Annotated in this window: 13 protein-coding genes and 1 riboswitch; of the genes, 5 read left to right on the forward strand and 8 right to left on the reverse strand. The window is 60.4% G+C overall.

Translation table 11 applies throughout. The annotated features are described in order from the left end of the window. Positions 1–2 precede the first annotated feature (2 nt). The 4 genes from ACPWMG_RS07415 to ACPWMG_RS07430 form a co-directional block, all read right to left on the reverse strand. Positions 3–626: a GspH/FimT family pseudopilin gene (locus ACPWMG_RS07415; protein ID WP_483304007.1), complete on the reverse strand. Its 624-nt coding sequence runs from the start codon at positions 624–626 to the stop codon at positions 3–5. 119 nt (positions 627–745) lie between these two features. Then, positions 746–1,189 carry a transcriptional regulator NrdR gene (gene nrdR, locus ACPWMG_RS07420; protein WP_483304008.1) on the reverse strand — a complete coding sequence of 148 codons (444 nt, stop codon included), beginning with the start codon at positions 1,187–1,189 and terminating at the stop codon, positions 746–748. Positions 1,190–1,217: 28 nt separating this feature from the next. Beyond that, entirely contained in the window at positions 1,218–2,462 is a 1,245-nt protein-coding gene (glyA, locus tag ACPWMG_RS07425; RefSeq protein ID WP_483304009.1) for a serine hydroxymethyltransferase, read from the reverse strand. Positions 2,463–2,509: 47 nt separating this feature from the next. Beyond that, a riboswitch (ZMP/ZTP riboswitch) is annotated at positions 2,510–2,673 on the reverse strand. A 102-nt stretch (positions 2,674–2,775) separates the two neighbouring features. Beyond that, on the reverse strand, positions 2,776–3,594 hold the full coding sequence (locus ACPWMG_RS07430) for a lytic transglycosylase domain-containing protein (RefSeq protein WP_483304010.1): 819 nt from the start codon (positions 3,592–3,594) through the stop codon (positions 2,776–2,778). 964 nt (positions 3,595–4,558) lie between these two features. Here ACPWMG_RS07430 and ACPWMG_RS07435 point away from each other — a divergent pair. The 3 genes from ACPWMG_RS07435 (at position 4,559) to ACPWMG_RS07445 (ending at position 12,111) form a co-directional block, all read left to right on the forward strand. Beyond that, positions 4,559–8,545 carry a DUF748 domain-containing protein gene (locus ACPWMG_RS07435; protein ID WP_483304011.1) on the forward strand — a complete coding sequence of 1,329 codons (3,987 nt, stop codon included), beginning with the start codon at positions 4,559–4,561 and terminating at the stop codon, positions 8,543–8,545. A 264-nt stretch (positions 8,546–8,809) separates the two neighbouring features. After that, positions 8,810–11,641, forward strand: coding sequence for a DUF349 domain-containing protein (locus ACPWMG_RS07440; protein WP_483304012.1), 2,832 nt, complete (start codon positions 8,810–8,812; stop codon positions 11,639–11,641). Next, positions 11,638–12,111, forward strand: a complete 474-nt coding sequence (locus tag ACPWMG_RS07445; RefSeq protein ID WP_483304013.1) for a GNAT family acetyltransferase — start codon at positions 11,638–11,640, stop codon at positions 12,109–12,111. Before ACPWMG_RS07440 ends, ACPWMG_RS07445 begins: the two co-directional genes overlap by 4 nt. A gap of 60 nt (positions 12,112–12,171) precedes the next feature. Here the strand turns inward: ACPWMG_RS07445 and ACPWMG_RS07450 are convergent, their stop codons facing one another. Then, positions 12,172–14,211 carry a 3'-5' exonuclease gene (locus tag ACPWMG_RS07450; protein ID WP_483304014.1) on the reverse strand — a complete coding sequence of 680 codons (2,040 nt, stop codon included), beginning with the start codon at positions 14,209–14,211 and terminating at the stop codon, positions 12,172–12,174. Positions 14,212–14,505: 294 nt separating this feature from the next. On the opposite strand from ACPWMG_RS07450, the gene ACPWMG_RS07455 reads away from it, so the two are divergent. Further along, positions 14,506–15,195, forward strand: coding sequence for a DUF642 domain-containing protein (locus ACPWMG_RS07455; RefSeq protein WP_483304015.1), 690 nt, complete (start codon positions 14,506–14,508; stop codon positions 15,193–15,195). A 122-nt stretch (positions 15,196–15,317) separates the two neighbouring features. Here ACPWMG_RS07455 and efp read toward each other — a convergent pair whose 3' ends face one another. The 3 genes from efp to ACPWMG_RS07470 form a co-directional block, all read right to left on the reverse strand. Continuing rightward, on the reverse strand, positions 15,318–15,872 hold the full coding sequence (efp, locus tag ACPWMG_RS07460; protein ID WP_422829262.1) for an elongation factor P: 555 nt from the start codon (positions 15,870–15,872) through the stop codon (positions 15,318–15,320). 171 nt (positions 15,873–16,043) lie between these two features. Further along, positions 16,044–17,183 carry an elongation factor P maturation arginine rhamnosyltransferase EarP gene (gene earP / locus ACPWMG_RS07465; RefSeq protein WP_483304016.1) on the reverse strand — a complete coding sequence of 380 codons (1,140 nt, stop codon included), beginning with the start codon at positions 17,181–17,183 and terminating at the stop codon, positions 16,044–16,046. Positions 17,184–17,186: 3 nt separating this feature from the next. Next, complete coding sequence (locus ACPWMG_RS07470; RefSeq protein ID WP_483304017.1) at positions 17,187–17,705, reverse strand: YgjP-like metallopeptidase domain-containing protein; 519 nt, start codon at positions 17,703–17,705, stop codon at positions 17,187–17,189. A 235-nt stretch (positions 17,706–17,940) separates the two neighbouring features. Here ACPWMG_RS07470 and ACPWMG_RS07475 point away from each other — a divergent pair, with 235 nt between their 5' ends. After that, positions 17,941–18,723, forward strand: coding sequence for a transporter substrate-binding domain-containing protein (locus ACPWMG_RS07475; protein WP_483304018.1), 783 nt, complete (start codon positions 17,941–17,943; stop codon positions 18,721–18,723). Positions 18,724–18,729: the final 6 nt, after the last annotated feature.

An 18,729-nucleotide genomic window follows, 5' to 3' on the forward strand; every position in this document is an offset into this window, starting at 1 on the left:
TCTTAGTTCGTATCGCTACCGCAAGCGGCCTGGTTGGAAATGGTTCGGGTCCGCCCCATCTTGTTGAGGCAAATATTGACGCCGAATTGCTGCGTCCAAGGATGGTTAACGGATTCGAATATCAGGTCGAATTCTTCTGCGCTACTCAACCCATTGAGGCCTCTGGCATTGAATTGAATCTTGCGGGTACTCGATTGGGCTTGGAGGTAATAGTCTCCAGCGACGGGCTGGCGAGCAAAAAGAAGGTCCTCCGGGGCAGCCGGATAGTTACTGGCGTTGTCACAAGAGGGATTCAAAAAAGTGATCCACCCTACCTGCCAGTCTTGGCCGCTTGTGGCGCAACGAGGGCCACTGCTTCCGCTGCCTGTCGCATTGACGGTCGTACTCAAACACATGGTGACACACGTGTTCTTGCCGATGGCTTCGTTGCGCGCCCTCAGGACGCTAGATGCGAATTCGTTGCTGATGCCAAGCATCTTGTTGCGAGCAAAAAAATCTCGGAGTGAGGGCGCCGCTAGAACTGCCAGAATGGCGACAATCGCAAGTGCCACCAACATTTCGAGTAGAGTAAATCCATGGCCGTGTGTAGGCGGCGTACGAAATTCCAATGTTGATGGATGCGTCATGGCCTCAATTGTGAGGAAAGGCGCTCCAGAATTAACTGCCGTTGGTCTGGCATCGTGAGCCGCTTGACGGATGGCCGCTCAGATTGTGAAGTGCCGGCTTATGTCGGCGGGGTCACGGCTCAGATATCCTGAATCAACCGACTGAACTCATCCACATCCTCGAAGCTGCGGTAGACGGACGCAAAGCGCACATAGGCCACCTTGTCGAGCTTCTTGAGTTCACGCATCACCAACTCGCCGAGTTTTGCGGTGGTGATCTCCTTGGCGCCGCTGACGAGCAGCTTGCGTTCGATGCGTTCCAGGGCCGCATCGACCTGTTCGACGGCGACCGGGCGCTTCCGCAGCGCTAGGCGCATCGACGCTTGCAGCTTGGTTGCGTCGAAGTCCATGCGGCTGCCATTTTTCTTGACCACGCTGGGCATGGCCACTTCAGCGCGTTCGTACGTGGTGAAGCGCTGCTCGCACGAGCCGCAGCGGCGCCGGCGGCGAATCAGGTCTCCGTCTTCGGATTCCCTGGTTTCAACCACCTGCGTCTCTGCGTGGCCACAGAAGGGGCACTTCATCGCGGGGCCGCCCGTGCGGTGTCGCGGATCAACGGTAGACCGGGAAGCGCGAGGTCAGGGTATTGACCTTGGCGCGCACGGCGGCGATGTTGGCTTCGTCGCGTGGGTTGTCCAGCACGTCGGCGATCAGGTTGGCCGTGATGCGCGCTTCTTCGTCCTTGAAGCCGCGGGTGGTCATGGCCGGGGTGCCGACGCGCACGCCGCTGGTGACCATTGGCTTTTCCGGGTCGTTCGGGATGGCGTTCTTGTTGATCGTCATGTGGGCTTGGCCCAGCACGGCTTCGGCTTCCTTGCCGGTGATGCCCTTGGCACGCAGGTCGACCAGCATGACGTGGCTTTCGGTGCGGCCGCTGACGATGCGCAGGCCGCGCTGTGTCAGGGTTTCGGCAACGATCTGGGCGTTCTTCAGCACTTGCTGTTGGTACACCTTGAACTCAGGTTGCAGTGCTTCCTTGAAGGCCACCGCCTTGGCCGCGATGACATGCATCAGCGGGCCGCCTTGCAGGCCGGGGAAGATGGCGCTGTTGATGGCTTTTTCGTGTTGCGACTTCATCAAAATGATGCCGCCACGGGGGCCGCGCAGGCTCTTGTGGGTGGTGGAGGTGACCACGTCAGCGTGTGGCACAGGGTTGGGGTAGATGCCTGCGGCGATCAGACCAGCATAGTGGGCCATGTCGACCATGAAGATAGCGCCGATTTCTTTGGCCACTTTAGCGAAACGCGCGAAGTCGATGCCCAGCGAGTAGGCGCTGGCACCGGCCACGATCAGCTTGGGCTTGTGTTCGCGTGCCTTGGCTTCCATCGCGTCATAGTCGATTTCTTCTTTGGCATTGAGACCGTAAGAAACAACGTTGAACCACTTGCCGCTCATGTTCAGTGGCATGCCGTGGGTCAGGTGACCGCCTTCGGCCAAACTCATACCCATGATGGTGTCGCCGGGTTTCAGGAAGGCCAGGAACACTGCTTCATTGGCCGAAGCGCCGCAATGCGGCTGCACGTTGGCTGCGTCGGCACCGAAGATTTGCTTCACGCGGTCGATGGCCAACTGCTCGGCCACGTCGACATATTCGCAACCGCCGTAGTAGCGCTTGCCTGGGTAGCCTTCGGCGTATTTGTTGGTGAGCTGCGAGCCTTGTGCAGCCATGACGGCGGGTGAGGCGTAGTTTTCGCTGGCGATCAGCTCAATGTGGTGTTCTTGGCGCGCATGCTCTTGCTGGATGGCGCGAAAGATTTCGGGATCGGTTTGCTCGATCAGGATATTACGGTCGTACATGGCAGTCCTTGCAGAAATTGCATATGGGTGATTACTTGTTCGAGACAAGTAGCTGCCCAGGCGAACGGCTGATCACCGAAGCCAAAGCTTTGGTGGCACGCTTCCCAGTGGTTGCCCGAGGGCCGCATCGTGAAGATGCAGCCGCAACGGTGGTCCACGTCAACATGGGCACTTTGCAGCGCCATGCCTATCGCCAGTTGCGTACCCTGCTAGTGTAGCCCAGGCTCGCATTCCTGTTGAAGGCCAGCGCGCAAGCCCCATGAAAAATGCCGCTCAAAAAAGCGGCATCTCCAGCGAAAGCCAGCGGTGCAGATCAATAGAGACCGGCCACCTTTTCTTCACTGGTCTCGGCTTGGCGTTTGATGGGGGCCATCACTGGAATCGTGCGGGGCACCACAAATGGGGTACTCCGGCCGGCGACAACCTGCTGCAGACGTTGGTGTTCTGCCAAAACCTTGCTGGCATAACCGCCGTCGTCGTTCAAATTGGCCGCACCCACGTAGTAGCGCAGCCCGCCTTCAACCGAGCCTGCGCGAGCGATGCATTCCTGGAGAACCTTCACACCCACGCGCAGATTAGTCAGAGGATCGAACGCCGCGAACTGGCCGCCAAAGTTCTCGTACTTGTCGGTGTGGACCTTGGTCATGACCTGCATCAGTCCTTGAGCGCCTACTGGGCTTTGGGCAAATGGGTTGAAGCCCGATTCAATCGCCATCACGGCGAGGATCAAGGTAGGGTCGAGTTTGACGGAGCGGCCGATTTCATAAGCTTCGGACACCAAGGCACTGACCGGTTCTGGAGCCACGCGGTACTTTTTGCTCAGCCAGTAGGCGACTGCCGCTTGCTGCTTGGGCAAATCTTTGGGGTTGGATGCAGTGGCGCGGTCGACGGCGTCGTTTTCGATTTGCACGCCTTGCATGCCCATCACCTCGATGCGCCGCTCTTGGAGCCAGCTCATCAATTGCACTTCGCCCACTTCACGCAGGTCTGGACGTGCGGTGATCGTGATGGCGGCAAATGCCACGACCAGCCCGATCAGGGCAAATCCATTGTGGGTAATTTCAAAAAAGCCCTGGAGGATGTCGGACATGACCGTCCGGGCTCCTTGGCTCAACTTCTGTAACGCTGTCATAGCACTCCTCAACTCGCGTTGGCGAACGACGACTTGGAGAACTGTGTGTGTTCAGTCCGGTCGTCTTGCGTTCGCCGATTGGTTTGGGTCGCCATCAAAATCGTGCAGTGCCTTTTCTTTCTGGGCATCGATTTGATAAGGGCCGGGGTCGGCCGCGGGCGTCGATCTTCACTGGCTTTCCAGCAACGGGCGGATTCTATGGGGTGTTTTAATACACGGTCAAGAATATGTTTATGATTTTTTATATATAAAATTGCATTAGAGGGCGCTTTTGACTGCGAAAAAAGTCGCAAAACGGTGTTGTCCACGACGTTTTAAAAATTGGATGGTGCACAGGCAGCGCCGGCCTGCTTGGGTGTTGCAGCTAGCAAAAGTGCAGCAAGCTTCACTGCGATTGGAAAGGTACTGGATGTTTTTACAGATTTTTGTGGTTTTTTAAACTTTACGTTTACTTGCAGTTGCATCCATGTGGGGGCTGTGCATCTGCGTGTAGACAGCTGCGGCGATTAATTTCGCTAATTTCTTGGGTTTGCACGTCGTTCGCCTTGTCAATGCAAAGCTCGCAATGACAGCGGCTGCGATGATTGAAAAGTACATTTGAATTCGCCGTGCGCATTGACTAGAGTGAAGGCGTCTGCAGCAGCAGGCATCAACCGGTAGGAGCCAGCAGTCATCTGACACTCAGCGACGATGACGCGAAGCAGCCCCGGTCCACTATGGAGGCAATCTATTGCCTCCGCCGCAACGAGGGACATCACTCTCCCTGTTGCGAACCCAGGTGACACGGACATTAGTTCAGTCGCCAAGCCCGGACGGTAGGTGTCACACCAGCCGTCCGGGCTTTTCGTTTTGGGCGCGATGGTCAACGCTTTTTGACGTGGCAGCGTGGCTATTTCCTTCGTGAACTACATCGGGTGCGGACGCGTGCTTTATGCTTGCCCACAGCATAAAAACAATCGACCCTATGAAACTCGCCAACGCACGAAATCATCCGCTGTTCAGACGCTTCCTATGGGCGCTGGTGGCCTTCGTTTTATTGCTGCTCGTCGGGTGGTTGGCCGTGCCGCCTATTCTGAAAAGCCAGGCGCAGAAGATCGGTAGCGAGCAACTAGGGCGGGCGCTCACCATTGGCTCGGTCGACTTCAAGCCCTGGTCGCTGGAATTGGCGTTGGGCGATATCGCCATTGCGGGTGCCGCTGCTGGGGCGCCTCCCCAGGTAGAAATCAAGCGTCTCTATATAGATGCATCCATTCAGTCCCTGGTGCGCCTGGCGCCGGTGGTGCGTGCGGTGTCCGTCGACGAGCCGAAGATCCGTGTGACGCGCTTGGCGGATGGCGGCTACGACTTTGATGATGTGTTGGCGCGGTTGCTGGCGCCTTCTGATAAACCGCCAGGTAAGCCACCACAGTTCGCGGTCTACAACGTTGAGGTCAAAGGTGGTAGCCTGGACTTTGACGACCAGCCGGTGGGCAAGCTGCACACTGTGCGCGACCTGCATTTGGGTCTGCCTTTCCTCAGCAATTTCGACTCGCGCTTGGAAGTGAAGGTAGAACCACACCTCTCGCTGAATTTCAACGGCAGTAAATTTGAAACCACGGCCGAAACCACGCCGTTTGCCGACTCCCGCAAGACTGACGCCAAGCTGCAGTTGGCTGACTTTGATCTGGCACCGTACCTCGGTTATCTGCCGAAGAACCTGCCGCTGAAGCTGCAGGCTGGCAAGGTGCAGGCAAATGTGCAGGTGCATTTTGAACAGCAGCCCGCTACCAGTCTCAAACTTACCGGGCAGGTCGAGGCGCAGAACTTCAAGGCCAACGACATCCACGACCAGGATGCCGTGGCTTTCGAGAGTGTGAAGGTCGTGCTCGACGAAGTGCGCCCCTTGGAAAAACTGGTCAAAGTGGCGTCAATCGAGGTGACCGCACCGCAATTGGACGTGGTGCGTAACGCCAGGGGCGAGTTGAATTTGCTCGAAGGCTTGACAACGCCAGCCGCCGCAACACCCCCGCCCAAGCCTAAAAAACTTGAAAATGCTCCTCAAAAAGGAGCATCTGCAGCAGCCGCAACGGCCTCAATGCCCGCTAGTGCTAGTAAGGATGCGAATCCTGCCCCTGGTGAGGCCAGCGCCGAGTGGCGCATTGAACTTGCCAAGTTCAGCGTTAAGGGCGGGCTGGTGCGCTGGGAAGATCACAACGCCAGCCTGCGCTCGGGTGCGGTGAAGTACGCCGCGCGTGATGTGGCGCTGGATGTGTCTGCTGTCACTTGGCCTGTCGCTGGCCCCCTGGCCTTCAGCGGCGAAGCCTCGATTGATGGGGCGCCTGATCGTCCAACCGGCACACCGTCGGTGAAACCTGTTACGCCGTCAACCCAGCGCCCCGCGAACACTCCGGCGCCCGTGGCCAAGGGGCCGATCACTTTCGAGGGTAATGCCACCGACAAAATGGCGAAGGTCAATGTCAAGCTCAACGGCCTGCCATTGGGACTGGGCGCACCTTATGCCGATGTGTTTTTGGTGCCCAAAGTGGCGGGGCAGATCAGCGCCAACCTGGACGTAGCTTGGGAGGCGCCCATGCGCTTGCAGGTCAACGCGCAACAGGTGCAATTAGACCAAGTGGTGGTGACCGACCCCGCGGCCGCTCCCAAGGGCGCCAGGCCGAGCGCTGTCAAAGGCGGCGAACTGGCCAGTGTGCAGACCGTGCTGCTGACCAATGCGTCGATCGGTGTGGATACCCACAAAGTGAGCATCGAGCGCCTGGCCGTGAACACCCCGCGCGCCCGCGTCGAGCGCGCAGCTGATCAAACCTGGATGTTCGAGCGGTGGGTGCGTACCACCCAGGGCACTTTCAGTCAGAACGCGCCAGCCGCTGCGGCGGTGGTGGCGGCCGTGACCGAGGTGGCTGAATCCGGCTCAGGTCGCTGGACGGTCAACGTCGATAACCTCCAGGTCGATGGCGGTGCCGTGGCCTTTGTTGACAACGGTGTGGCCCAGCCAGTGCAGGTGGATCTGTCTGAAATCAAGGCCGAGGCCAAGAGCTTCGTCTTGGGTGGCAAAAAGCCATCGCCGGTGACGTTGTCGCTGAAGATGCGCTCTGGAAATACCGAGCCGGGCCGTTTGTCGTTTAAAGGCGCGGCGGGCACGGAACCCCTCAGCGTCAATGGTCAGGTCGACATGTCGCACCTGCCCATGCAAGTGGCCGACCCCTATGTGCGACACCTGTTGAACCTGCAGTTTGTACGTGCAGACACCAGTTTCAAAGGCCAGGTCGACGTGACGATGGCGCGTGACGGGTTGGCAGCCAAGCTTGGCGGTAACCTGACGGTGGAAGACTTCCGCGCCAACGGTGCGACCCAGGTGGTGACGCCGGCAGCACCTACGGCTGCCGCCAACGATTCGCCACAACTGGCGGCCGCAGTCGCCACCAGCACCACGCGGCGCGGACGCGAGCTGCTGAGCTGGAAGGTACTGAACCTGCGCGGCGTGGACGTGGCCTTGAGCCCGGGCAAGGCGCCGGTGGCCTCAGTCAAAGAAACCGCGCTGGACGATTTCTATGCGCGCATCATCTTGAATGAGAACGGCCGGTTAAATCTGCAGGACTTGGTGAAATCATCCGAGCAAGCCGCTGCAACGTCTCCAACACCAGCGGCGTCCGCCTCGTCCGCTACGCCTGTCAAGTCAGGGTCCGTGACCACGGCCAAAGTGCCCACCCCGCCGAGTCCACCCAACCCGCTCGACCCGGTGATCAACTTTGGCCCCATCACCCTGGTCAATGGCCGGGTGGCGTTCTCCGACTTTTTCATCAAGCCCAATTACTCTGCTGATCTGAGTGAACTGGCCGGCAAACTCAGCGCTTTTTCATCGGTGCCGGTGCAGGGCGTGCCGCAACTCGCTGATTTGGAGCTGCGCGGCAAAGCGGAGGGCACGGCTTCGCTTGACATCAAGGGCAAACTCAACCCGCTGGCCAAGCCGCTGGCGCTGGACATCAACGCCAAGGTCAAAGACCTGGAGCTGCCCCCGCTGTCGCCATACTCTATTAAGTATGTGGGCCATGGCATTGAGCGCGGCAAGCTGTCGATGGACGTGCACTACAACATCAAGCCTGATGGCCTGCTGACGGCTGAAAACAGCATCGTGCTGAACCAGTTGACCTTTGGCGAACCTGTGCCCGGCGCACCGACCAGCCTACCGGTGAAACTGGCGACGGCCTTGTTGTCCGATTCCAATGGCGTGATCGACCTGAACCTGCCCATCAGCGGCTCGCTCAACGACCCGCAGTTCAGCATCGTGCCCATCATCTTCAAGATCATCGGCAACATCATTGTCAAAGCTGTGACCGCGCCGTTCAACGCGCTGGGCAAGGTCTTCAGCGGTGGCAGTGACCGGGACGAACTCAGCACCGTGGCGTTTGTGGCAGGCAGCGACGATCTCACGCCGCAAGCTGAAGAGGGTCTGGTCAAAGTGGCCAAGGCGCTTGAAAGCAAGCCTGCGCTGAAATTGACCGTAGTGGGCGAGGCCAGCGAGGCTGTGGAGTTGGAGTCCTATAAAAAGGAACGCCTGCTGCGCCGCATGCGTGCCGAAAAGCGCCGTGCGGGTATGGCCGATGGAACGGCTTCATCGGGCCGCGCTGATGCAACAGACATCAAGATCAGTGACGCCGAGTACCCCGATTTGGTGAAGGCGCTTTACAAACGCGCGGATTTCCCCAAGCCGCGCAACGCTATCGGCCTGACCAAAGACCTGCCCGTGCCCGAGATGGAAGCATTGCTGCTGGCCAACATCCGCATCCCCGACGACGCCATGAAAGAGTTGGCCACCCAGCGTGGCGTGGCCGTGCGCGACTATCTGGCGGCGCAGAAGCTGTCGACCGACCGGCTGTTTTTAGGAGCGCCCAAGGTCATCACTGCAGACGAAAAGTGGACGCCCCGGGCCAACCTGTCGCTTGCCGTGCCTTGAGGTAAAGTGGCTGCGGCGCGCTTGTAATAAGCTTGTGACACGCTTGTGATGTACGTGCGACGTGGTGTCGTAGCGCCACACAAGGGGATTTGAATCCGCCCCACAAAAAAACAGCGAAAATAGCGCGCTTGCCCCCACCTGTACGCCATGACGTCAGGAACGGGCTGACGGCCTGAAGGGCCGTCCGCGAAATTCATGATGGATTCCCTTTTTTGATTCCTGCGCGCCTGCCCAATGAGCGGGCGCTCTCCAACGATTGATTGCATGTTCGGTTTTTCCGCCTCCAAATCTACGCCCGCCAACAGCCCCGAGAGCCAAACTGCTGTGACCTCTACCACCTCTAAATCCCAAGAGCCGCACCCGCTGGACGCCTTGACCGGTGGTGCTTTCTCCGCCCAAACCGCGGGCGAGCGCGCACAACGCATTCGCGACTGGTTGGCCACCAACCCCACGGCAGAGCAGATCAGCCAAGTCTTTCAAGAGCTCAGCGGGCGTGACCGTGGTGCCGCCAAGCCATTGCGCGAAAAGCTCGACGAAATCAAGCGCGCGAAGGGCCAGGAAGGCCTGGCCGCTGATTGGGCGCGCAAGGCCACCACGCTTCTGGAGCTACCACGGCTGAACGTGGCCGATGCCATGGCCTGGCAGCGCGATGCCGCCAAAGCTGGCGCACCGCTGAGCAAGGAGCCACTCGCCACACTCAAGGTACAACTGGCCGACCGCATCAAGGGCATTGAAGACCTGCAACACCGTGTGCAAGTGCAACGCGAAGCCGCCGTGCTGATGGCGCAGCGCATCGAAGTGTTGTCCACCAAGCCATGGCGCGACGCGCAAGCCGCACTCGAACTGTTGGGCACCGACGTGGCCCATTGGCAAGAACAAGCCGCCTCGTTGGCCGCAGATGCCAACTGGACCAGCGTGGACAACAAGTTCCCCACCATGCTTGACGCTTCCAAATCGCAACTGCTGGTGGTGTGGGAGGCTTTCCAAGCCGCTATCGCGCAAACCGTGGCCGCTGCTGAAGATGCTGCCGCACCGTTGCCGCAAGTGGCGATGTGGGCCGACGAGCTGCGCGCCGCGCGTGGCCTGCCCACCGAAGCCGAGGCACGTGCCAAGGCTGCGCAACCCGCCCGCGCACCAATCGACCCCGCCGCACGCGAAGCCGCCAACAAAGCCGTGCAAGAAGCGCTGACCAAGGTTGAGCAAGAAGTCAAAGAAGGCCACGGCAAAGCCAGCGCCGGCGCGGCTGCTGCACTGCGCAATGCGCTCAAGGAACACAACCGTCTGGTCGACGAAAAACTCAGCAACGCCGCGCAAACCGCACTGGCCGCCGCTGGTGAACTCGAAGGCTGGCAACGCTGGCGCGCCGACCAACTGCGCGAAGAATTGTTGATCAAGGCTGAAGGCCTGCTCAAGCGCCCCGAAGGCCACGCCCTGGGCGGCCGCAAAATGCAGGAAACCCTGCGTCAAATGCGTGAGCAGTGGAAACAAACCGACCAAGGCGGCGTGCCCAACCACGCACTGTGGAAGCGTTTTGACGAAGCCTGCAACCAAGCCCATAAAGTGGTTGAAGCCTGGCTCGAAAAGGTCAAGGCCGAATCGGCTGAGCACAAGGCACAACGCGTGGCCTTGATTGAAGAAGTGCAGGCCTGGGCTGCCGACAACGCCACCGCCAAAGACGGTGACTGGAAAGGCTTCAACCGCGTGCTGCACCAGTTCAGCGAACGTTGGCGCAATGCCGGCCACCTGGGCGAAAAGGCTTTTGCCGAAATGCAAGGCCAATGGAAACAAGCCATTGGCCAAGCCGCGGCGCCGCTGGAAGCCATTCAAAAGCAAAGCGTCGAACGCCGCCAGGCCATGATCGAAGAGGCCAAGGTTTTGGGCGCAGCACCTTCGCTGCGCATCGATGCCGTGAAGGCCTTGCAGCACCGCTGGCAAGCCGAGGCGCAAAGCGTGCCGATGGAACGCAAGCACGAGCAAAAGCTGTGGGATGCTTTCCGCAAGCCGATCGACGACGCCTTCAACCGCAAGACGCAAGAGCGCGAAAAAGCCGCCAGCGCCATGAGCGAACACGACCGCGTGGTGCTTGAGGCCGCCAAGGCTTTGGAAGGCGCCAACGCCACTGGCGATGCGGCCAAGATCCGCACCGCCATGGCCAACCTGGAAGCCGCGCTGCGTGGCCAGGCGCAAGCCCAGGCCGCCGCACAAGCCGACAAGGCCGACGCCGAAGCCCAAGCTTCTGCCCAAGCCGAAGCCAAGGCCGCTGCGCCAGTGGGAGATGCGGCTGCTGAAGGTTCTGAGGAAAATGCGACCGCAGCGCCCGCTGAATCTGCGGAAGGTGCTACTGAAAACGCAGCAGAAGCTTCGGCTGAAGCGCCAGTGGAAGCCCCCAAGACCGTGGCCCGCAAGCCCGTGGTGGCGATGCGCGGCGACGACCGCCCTGGCATGAAGAAGGCCGAGCCCGCACCCGCAGGCCGCGGCGGCAAGTTTGGCGATCGCAAAGACGGCCCACGTGGTGCGGCACGTCCTGGCGACAACAAGTTCGAGCCGCGCCGCGATAGCCGTGACGGCCGCGATGCACGTCCGGGCCGCGATGGTGGCCGCTTTGGCGACCGCCCCGCGTTCGAAGACCGTGGCCCACGCCTGGGAGACGCCGCTTTCCGTGCGCAACGCGAAGCTGTAGAACACGCACAACTGGCACTGAAGAAGCTGGCCGCGCAAGCCCATGGCGAAGCGCTCACGCAACTGCTGACCGCTTGGGAAAAGCGCGATGCAGCGCTGCTGCCAAGCGCGCAGGAACTCGGTTCCCGCATGACGCCCGCCACGCGCCAAGCCTGGACCCAAGCCCTGGGCCAAACGGCACCAAAGGGTGATGCCGCCCAGTCGCTGTTGCGCCTAGAAATGGCCGCTGAAGTGCCGACGCCAGCCGAGCATTTGTCGGCCCGCCGCATGCTGCAACTGCAGATGCTGACGCGTCGCAACGACCCTGCACCCGAGCAAACCTGGGGTCAGGACGCCGCCAACGTGTTGGCTGGTGCTGCCGACGATGCGGCTGCGCGTCGCTTGCAGAATGCACTGAAGGTGCTGCTGCGCAAGTGAGCATTCACGCCGACACCAGCGGCCACCTTGAGTCGTTGACCTTAGGCGTCACGCTGCGGGTCTACCAACCCGCAGACGAAAGCGCGGTGGTCGCCCTGTGGCGTGCCTGCGATTTGGTACGCCCATGGAACGACCCGCACAAAGACATCGCGCGCAAGTTGCTGGTGCAGCCGGAGTTGTTTCTGGTGGCCGAAAACACATCCGGCATCGTTGGCACGGCCATGGCGGGATATGACGGCCATCGCGGCTGGCTCTACTACCTGGCTGTGGCGCCCAGCGCGCAACGCTTGGCGCTAGGCCGTCGCTTGGTGGCCAAAGTCGAGCGCCTGCTGTTGGACATGGGCTGCCCCAAAATCAACCTGCTAGTGCGCAACACCAATGTGGGTGTGATTTCGTTTTATGAGAAGCTCGGCTTCACGGCCGATGCCAGCGCAAGCCTAGGCAAACGCTTGATTCCCGACACGCCTTAAAAACTCTTGCGATGCTTCAATGCATAGGCGCCCGTAGACCATCCGGTGACGGGCGCTTTGTCATTCAGCCTGCGCTGAAGCCGGCTGAGCCACAAATGCGCTGGGCCGTTGTGTGCTGGCCAACAGCGTGAGCGACTGCCGCGCGCGTGTCATGCCCACGTAGAACGTGTTCTGCTCCTCCACGGCTTCCGCGTCAGGTGCGGGAAACTCCCCTTGGGCCAGGTAGGGCAGCACCACCGCATCAAACTCCAAACCTTTCACGCTGCTGATGCTGGCCAGCAGCAGGCTGCTCGGTTTGGCAATGGCTTTGCCGCCCTTGGTGACCGCGTGGGTGTGCTGCTGTTGCTCGATGGTGTTGAGGTGTTGAAAGAACTCTGCCGGGCTGGCAAAACGTTCTGCCGCCTGGGCCAGCCAGTTCAGATTGGACTCGGCCTCGCTGCGGCGCAGGCGCGAGTGCAGCACGTTGTTCATCAGCGCGTGGATGTTTAGCGTCTTCAGCATCGCTTCCAGCAAACCCGGGCCGCTGTTGTGGTGAGAGTTGAAGTTGCGGATCAGTTCCACGGTTTCCTTCAGGCGCCGGCGTGTGGTGTTGGGGGCGTTGCGCAGCACCTGGTTGTCGAAAAAGTGCGTCAGGAAAGACGGGGCTTCGGTCACGCTGCGCACGGCGTCTTCCAGCAGCGCCTGCTGCGATTCGTCCTCGCGGCCTTCCACCTGGATGCGTGACTCGGCAAAGAAGACTAACGCGCGCATAACCAGTGCGCGCGTGCGCTCCACCGTCACGCTGCGCAAATCGTCGGTGGCTACGGCCAGCAAGCCACGCACAAACAGCACCTCTGGGCGCAGCACATAGCTGTCGAATCCACGTGTGGTATACGGGATGCTGGCCTCGATGAGCTCGTTTTCGATCTGCACCGATTGGTGAGGGTGGCGCAGCAGCACCGCCAGGCCTTCCATGCGGCTTTTGCTGGCCGGTGCGCCGGCCTTCCAGCGCTGCGCCTCTTGCACCACCAAGCGTGCACCCTCGGCGTTGTCGGCGTAGTGCTGTACGGCGACGGTGGTGGGATGGGGGGCCAGCGAAGCGTAGGGCTTGTTGGCGATTTTGCCGGCCAGGCGTGCCAGCGCAGGGCTGAAGCGAAAGCTGTGCGTGAGCGGGTAGCGTGTGACCGGATGGCCCACGGTCACGCTCAACTGCAGCAGTTCGTCGCGCATGAATTTGGCGTCGGCACCCGTGGCCTTGTGGATCACCTGGTCCACGTCGCCCACGCCGCAAAAGAAGCAGCGGTTGGTGGTCAGCAGTTGCCGCAGCACCGTGAACATGGCTTGGTTCATGTCGTGCATTTCGTCGACGACCAGCACCTTGATGGCGCTGGGCCAGGCGCGCGTGTGGGTTACGGGGTCGTCACGCAACAGCAGGCTCGCGAGGTCGTAGGTAGCGTCGTGGGGGCCGCGAAAAGCTGGGCGCTCGGGGTTGGCCGTTCGCAGGCGTTCCAACGCCAGGTAGATTTTGAGCTGCGTGTATTCGCAGCCGATCGACTCCGCGTAATCGGTGTCCACGCGTTGTTCGTCGCGTTCCAGCAGGTCGCGCAGCGTGCCCTTGAGAACTTCGCTCTGCTGCAAGAAGACGTCCGTCATACCGTGGTCGCCTAGCGTGGGAATCAACAGTGCATCCGGCCAGCGCTCATTCGGCTGGTCGGCCACCATTTCCACGGCTTGCCAGATCAGCGGACTGAACTGCTCTGCCTCGGTGTAGACCGGCACGGCTTCGCCTTCGAGTTCCAGCAGCACCTGGGTGCAAAACGCCTCGAAGGTCTGGATGCGCAGCGTGTGGATCACAGGCGCCGGCACGCCAATTTTCTTCAGCGCGCCTTGCAGAGCCTGGCGTGCAGCGTCGGTGTAGGTCAGCGCAAAAATCTGCTCGGGCCGCGTGCCGCGTGTCCAGGCTTCTGCCATGCGCAGGGCGAGCACCGTGGTTTTGCTGGCGCCCGCGTTGGCTTCCACGATGGCCATCCGTGCCGGGCTGATCTGCACAGCCAGTTGCTCGGCCGTCGGGACGATGGCCTTGGGTGTGAAGTGGGCAACTGATTTTTCGGGTATGGACATGGGTGAGTTGGGGTCAGAAAAAAGTGGTGCGGGTTAAGCCAATCCTTCGCGAACAGGCCTTTGACGAAACGAAGCTGCTGATGCCGATGTGAAGGTTGGCTATTTTTGCTTGCAAGCTGCGCGGCCGACGCAGTATGTCGCTAGTCCATTCGTGAACTATGTCCGGCCGCTTGCGAGGCGACCGTGAACTAATGCATATCGAGCTGTAACTCGTTGTTAAACAATTCAGTTGCGTTACTACTCGTCAATTTACAGCGTGTTTTACTCCTCGCGCTGCCTTTTAGAAACTTTGTCATGAACCGTCATTTGCTCGCTTTAGGTCTCGCACTGTCTGCCACCACCGTGGCGCCTTTGGTTTCTGCAGCTCCGGTGAATCTAGTGCAAAACGGCAGCTTTGAAATTTTCACGCCTGGTTCTGCAACCAAGCCTTCCACCTCTCAATACACGCAGGTCTTCACTGGCATCTCGGGTTGGACGCTGGACCGCAACGGTCTTGAGCTACGCAACAACGTGGTCGGTACAGCGCAAAACGGCTCGATCTTTGCTGAGTTGGATGTGAGCGCGAACAGCAAGATTAGCCAAAGCATCAACACCATTGTGGGCGACGCCTACACGCTGGGCTTCTACTACTCCAACCGCAGCTATGTATCGGTGGCCAGCAATGGCTTGGGCTGGTCGCTGGGCTCGTTGACCGGCCTGGCTCCTGTGCTGGCCTATAACGCCACTTCAGACAACGATTGGCACTATTACGAAACCACATTTGTGGCAGACAGCGCCACCTCGCTGCTCTCGTTCTTTGCTACCGGTACGTCGGACTCTTACGGCAGCTCGCTGGACAACATCACGCTGTTCCACACCTCGACGGCCCGCTTGGCCAACAACGTGCCCGAGCCTGCGGGCTTGGCGTTGATGCTGACTGGTTTGCTCGGCATGGGTTGGGCGGGAAGCCGCCGCAAGCAGGCGCAGCAGTCATCGACTGAATAAGTGTGCGGTAGGTGGCTGATGAGGTGGCTGATTTCGCCACTTTCAGGACCCCGACATCTCTGCGGGGTCGCAAACAAAAAAAGCTCCTGGTCAGGAGCTTTTTTTGCGACTGCAGAAGCCGATTAAACGCGCTTGCGGTATTCGCCGGTGCGGGTGTCGATTTCAACCTTGTCGCCTTGGGCCACGAAGATTGGCACGCCGAATTCAAAACCGGTGGCGATCTTGGCGGGCTTGAGCACCTTGCCGGACGTGTCGCCCTTGACGGCGGGTTCGGTCCAGGTGATTTCGCGCTGCACGCTGGTGGGCAGTTCAACCGAGATGGCCTTGCCGTCGTAGAACACGACTTCGAGTTCCATGCCGTCTTCCAGGTAGTTCAGTGCGTCGCCCATGTTTTCGGCTTCGACTTCGTACTGGTTGTATTCGGTGTCCATGCAGATGTACATGGGTTCAGCGAAGTAAGAGTAGGTGCACTCTTTCTTGTCCAGAACGATTTGTTCCATCTTGTCGTCGGCCTTGAACACCACTTCGGTGTTGAAGTTGGCGATCAGGCTCTTGAGCTTCATGCGCACGGTGGCAGAGTTGCGGCCGCCGCGGCTGTATTCGGTCTTCAGGACGACCATGGGGTCCTTGCCGTGCATGATGACGTTGCCGGCGCGGATTTCTTGAGCGATTTTCATAGCTGTTTTCTAGGGTTTGGGCCGTGCGACGCTTCTGTTTCGAGGCATGTACGCGGCGGTGAGGAAAGCAAAACTCGGTGCGAACACAGGCCAATATGTCGGCAGGCTCGGCGCTAGCTCTCAACACAGGGCTGGGGCGGGCGGCGGGCGGTTTTCGCAAAGCCTTGAATTTTATCGTTTTTCTTGCACGAAATGAATAAGCTGGCCGGTAAGCTCGGTCAGCGGTAGGGCTTGGGCACGCGCTTTTGTAGCGGCCAGGGCCCAAGAAGCCTGGTTTTGCGCCAATCCCGGCAAGGGCGCACCTGGTGTGGCGTCGTTCCACACACGGTGCCATTGGCGCAGCGATTCGGGGGCTTGCACCGTTTCCAAAAACGCTTCGAGCTTGGCGTGGTGGGCATCGTCCTCGGGCTGCGGGTAGATGTGCCAGACGAACGGCTTGCCCGCCCACAAGGCGCGCACCAGCGAGTCTTCGCCGCGTACAAAGTTTAGGTCGCAGGCCCACAGCAGGTGGTCAAAGTCGCGCTGCGTCAGGCTGGGGAGATATGAAATTGATAGCTTGCTGCGCTTATCAGATGTGCACTCGAGCCACTGTTGGCTTAAAAGACTTTGGCGAACGGCTTGGCTGGCGCGGCCAGCGGTCACCAGCAGGTGGGTGGACGTGGGGCCGCTGTCGAGCTGCAGCAGCAGGTCGACTAGCGCGGCGGGCTCATAGCAAAACAGCGAAACGAGTTGGGCGTTGTCGGGGGGCGGCGCCGAATCGGGCAGGCACTTCGGCCATAACTTGATCAGCCAGGCTTGGCGGTCGAACGCCGCCTGGCGCTCCAGCAGATCGGGCTCGCGCAGCAGGCCGCCGGTGCGCGCAGTAAAGCCGGGGTAGAAGAACCACTTCGTCCAACCCGCTGCAGGGCCGCGCATGATGGGTGAGGGCAGGGCGTGGCTGCGCTCGACGTAACTTTCGGCCGATAGATATTCGAGGTTGATCCAGACCGGCGGCTTAGAGCTAATTTGGCCTTCCACGCTTTTTGCACCAGCGAAAGCAGCTACGAACTCAGGAGCGATTTCGCAGCCAAAGGCTTCCACCCAGACCTGGCTGGGCGGTAGACCCTTGAGGTCTTCGGCGGGCATGGGCGTATGCCATGTGTGCACGCTGACGCCGGGGCAGCCCTGCGGCGCCATCCACGCCAATGCGCGCGGGTCGTCCACCCACAGGCGGACTTGTTCGCCACGTGCGGCCAGGTCGGTGCTGAGTCGCCAGCACACGCCGATGTCGCCGTAGTTGTCGATCACCTCGCAGAAGATGTCCCACAACATGACTTAGTTCTCGGGCCAGCTCAGTTTGCCAGCCTGCTCCACCTGCGTGAGGTACAGGCGCACGTCGAACTCCAACTGGTGGTAGTCGGGCTCCATATGGGTGCACAGTTGGTAGAAAGCCTTGTCGTGCCCGCGCTCTTTGAGGTGGGCGAGTTCGTGCACGGTGATCATGCGCAAAAACGGCTCGGGCACTTCTTTGAACAGCGTGGCCACACGGATTTCGTGTTTCGCTTTGAGCTTGTTGCCCTGCACCCGCGCCACGGTGGTGTGGGTGCCCAGCGCGTGGTGGATCACGTGCAGCTTGCTGTCGAACGCCACCTTGTGCACTGGGCCTGCGCCGCGCAGGTATTCGCTCTTCAGGTCTTGCACATAGTCGTAGAGCGCCTTGTCGGTGCGCACGCCATGCTGGCGCGGGTACTTGCGCAGCAGCAGGTCGCCCAGCTTGTTTTGGCTGAGCAGGTGTTGCACCTGGTCCGTCACATGCGACGGGTAGGCGGCGAGGTATTTGAGGGGCGGGAGCATGGCAGGTGAAAGAAGCGCAGCCCCCGATTGTCCACGCCTTGCCAATTCCCGGCACGGCCCAGCCTTTGCAGCCTGGGTGGCCTTAGCGGTTTTTTCGGGGGAAACGCAGACGGCATAGGGGTTTCAGCGCCTTGTGGCAGTGGCACACCCCTTGCTAAATTTAAACATGCGCCTGCCCAGGTGACGCTACAGCAGCGGCAGGCCTCATTGTTTATTCTTCAAGGACTCTTTCTCCATGCTCCATAAAACCACCCTGTCTTTGGTTGCCGCCGCCGCGTTGGCGCTCACGACGCTGGCCTCGCCAGCACACGCCGGCCCGCGGCTGGACAAGATCATGGACAGCAAGGTGCTGCGCGTGGGCACGCCGGGCGACTACCGCCCCTTCGCCATCAAGACGGATGCGGGCTACTCCGGCCACGACATCGACCTGATCGAGGCCATGGCCAAAGAGCTGGGCGTGAAGATCGAATATGTGCCCACCACCTGGCCCAACTTGATGAAGGACATCCAGTCCGACAAGTTCGACGTGGCCGTGGGCGGCATCACGCGCAACGTCACGCGCATTCGCCAGATTGAAATGCTCCCGGGCTATGCGCCGTTTGGCAAGGTGGCGCTGGTGCGTGCGGCCGACAAGGACAAGTTCCGTGCGCTGGCCGACCTGAACCAGCCCGGCGTGCGTGTCATCAAGAACCCTGGCGGCACCAATGAGACCTTTGTGCTGGAGAACCTCAAGGCCGCGCAGGTCAGCACACACGACAAAAACGCCGAGATTCCCGCGCTGATCGCCGAGGGCAAGGGCGACGTGATGATCACCGAAACCTACGAGGCGCTGTATTACGCCAAGGCCGACCCACGGCTCTACGCAGCCTTTGTTCAACAGCCGCTGACGCCGCCCAACACCCTGGGTTTCATGTTGCCCAAGGACGATGCCGACTACTCGCGCGTGATGTCGTTCGTCTGGAGCTTGCTGGACAGCCGTGGCGGCGTGAAGCAGGTGGCGGACAAGTGGCTTAAATGATTTCGC

Source organism: Hydrophilobacter chitinilyticus, from assembly GCF_049860745.1.
Taxonomy (GTDB): Bacteria; Pseudomonadota; Gammaproteobacteria; order Burkholderiales; family Burkholderiaceae_C; genus Rhodoferax_B.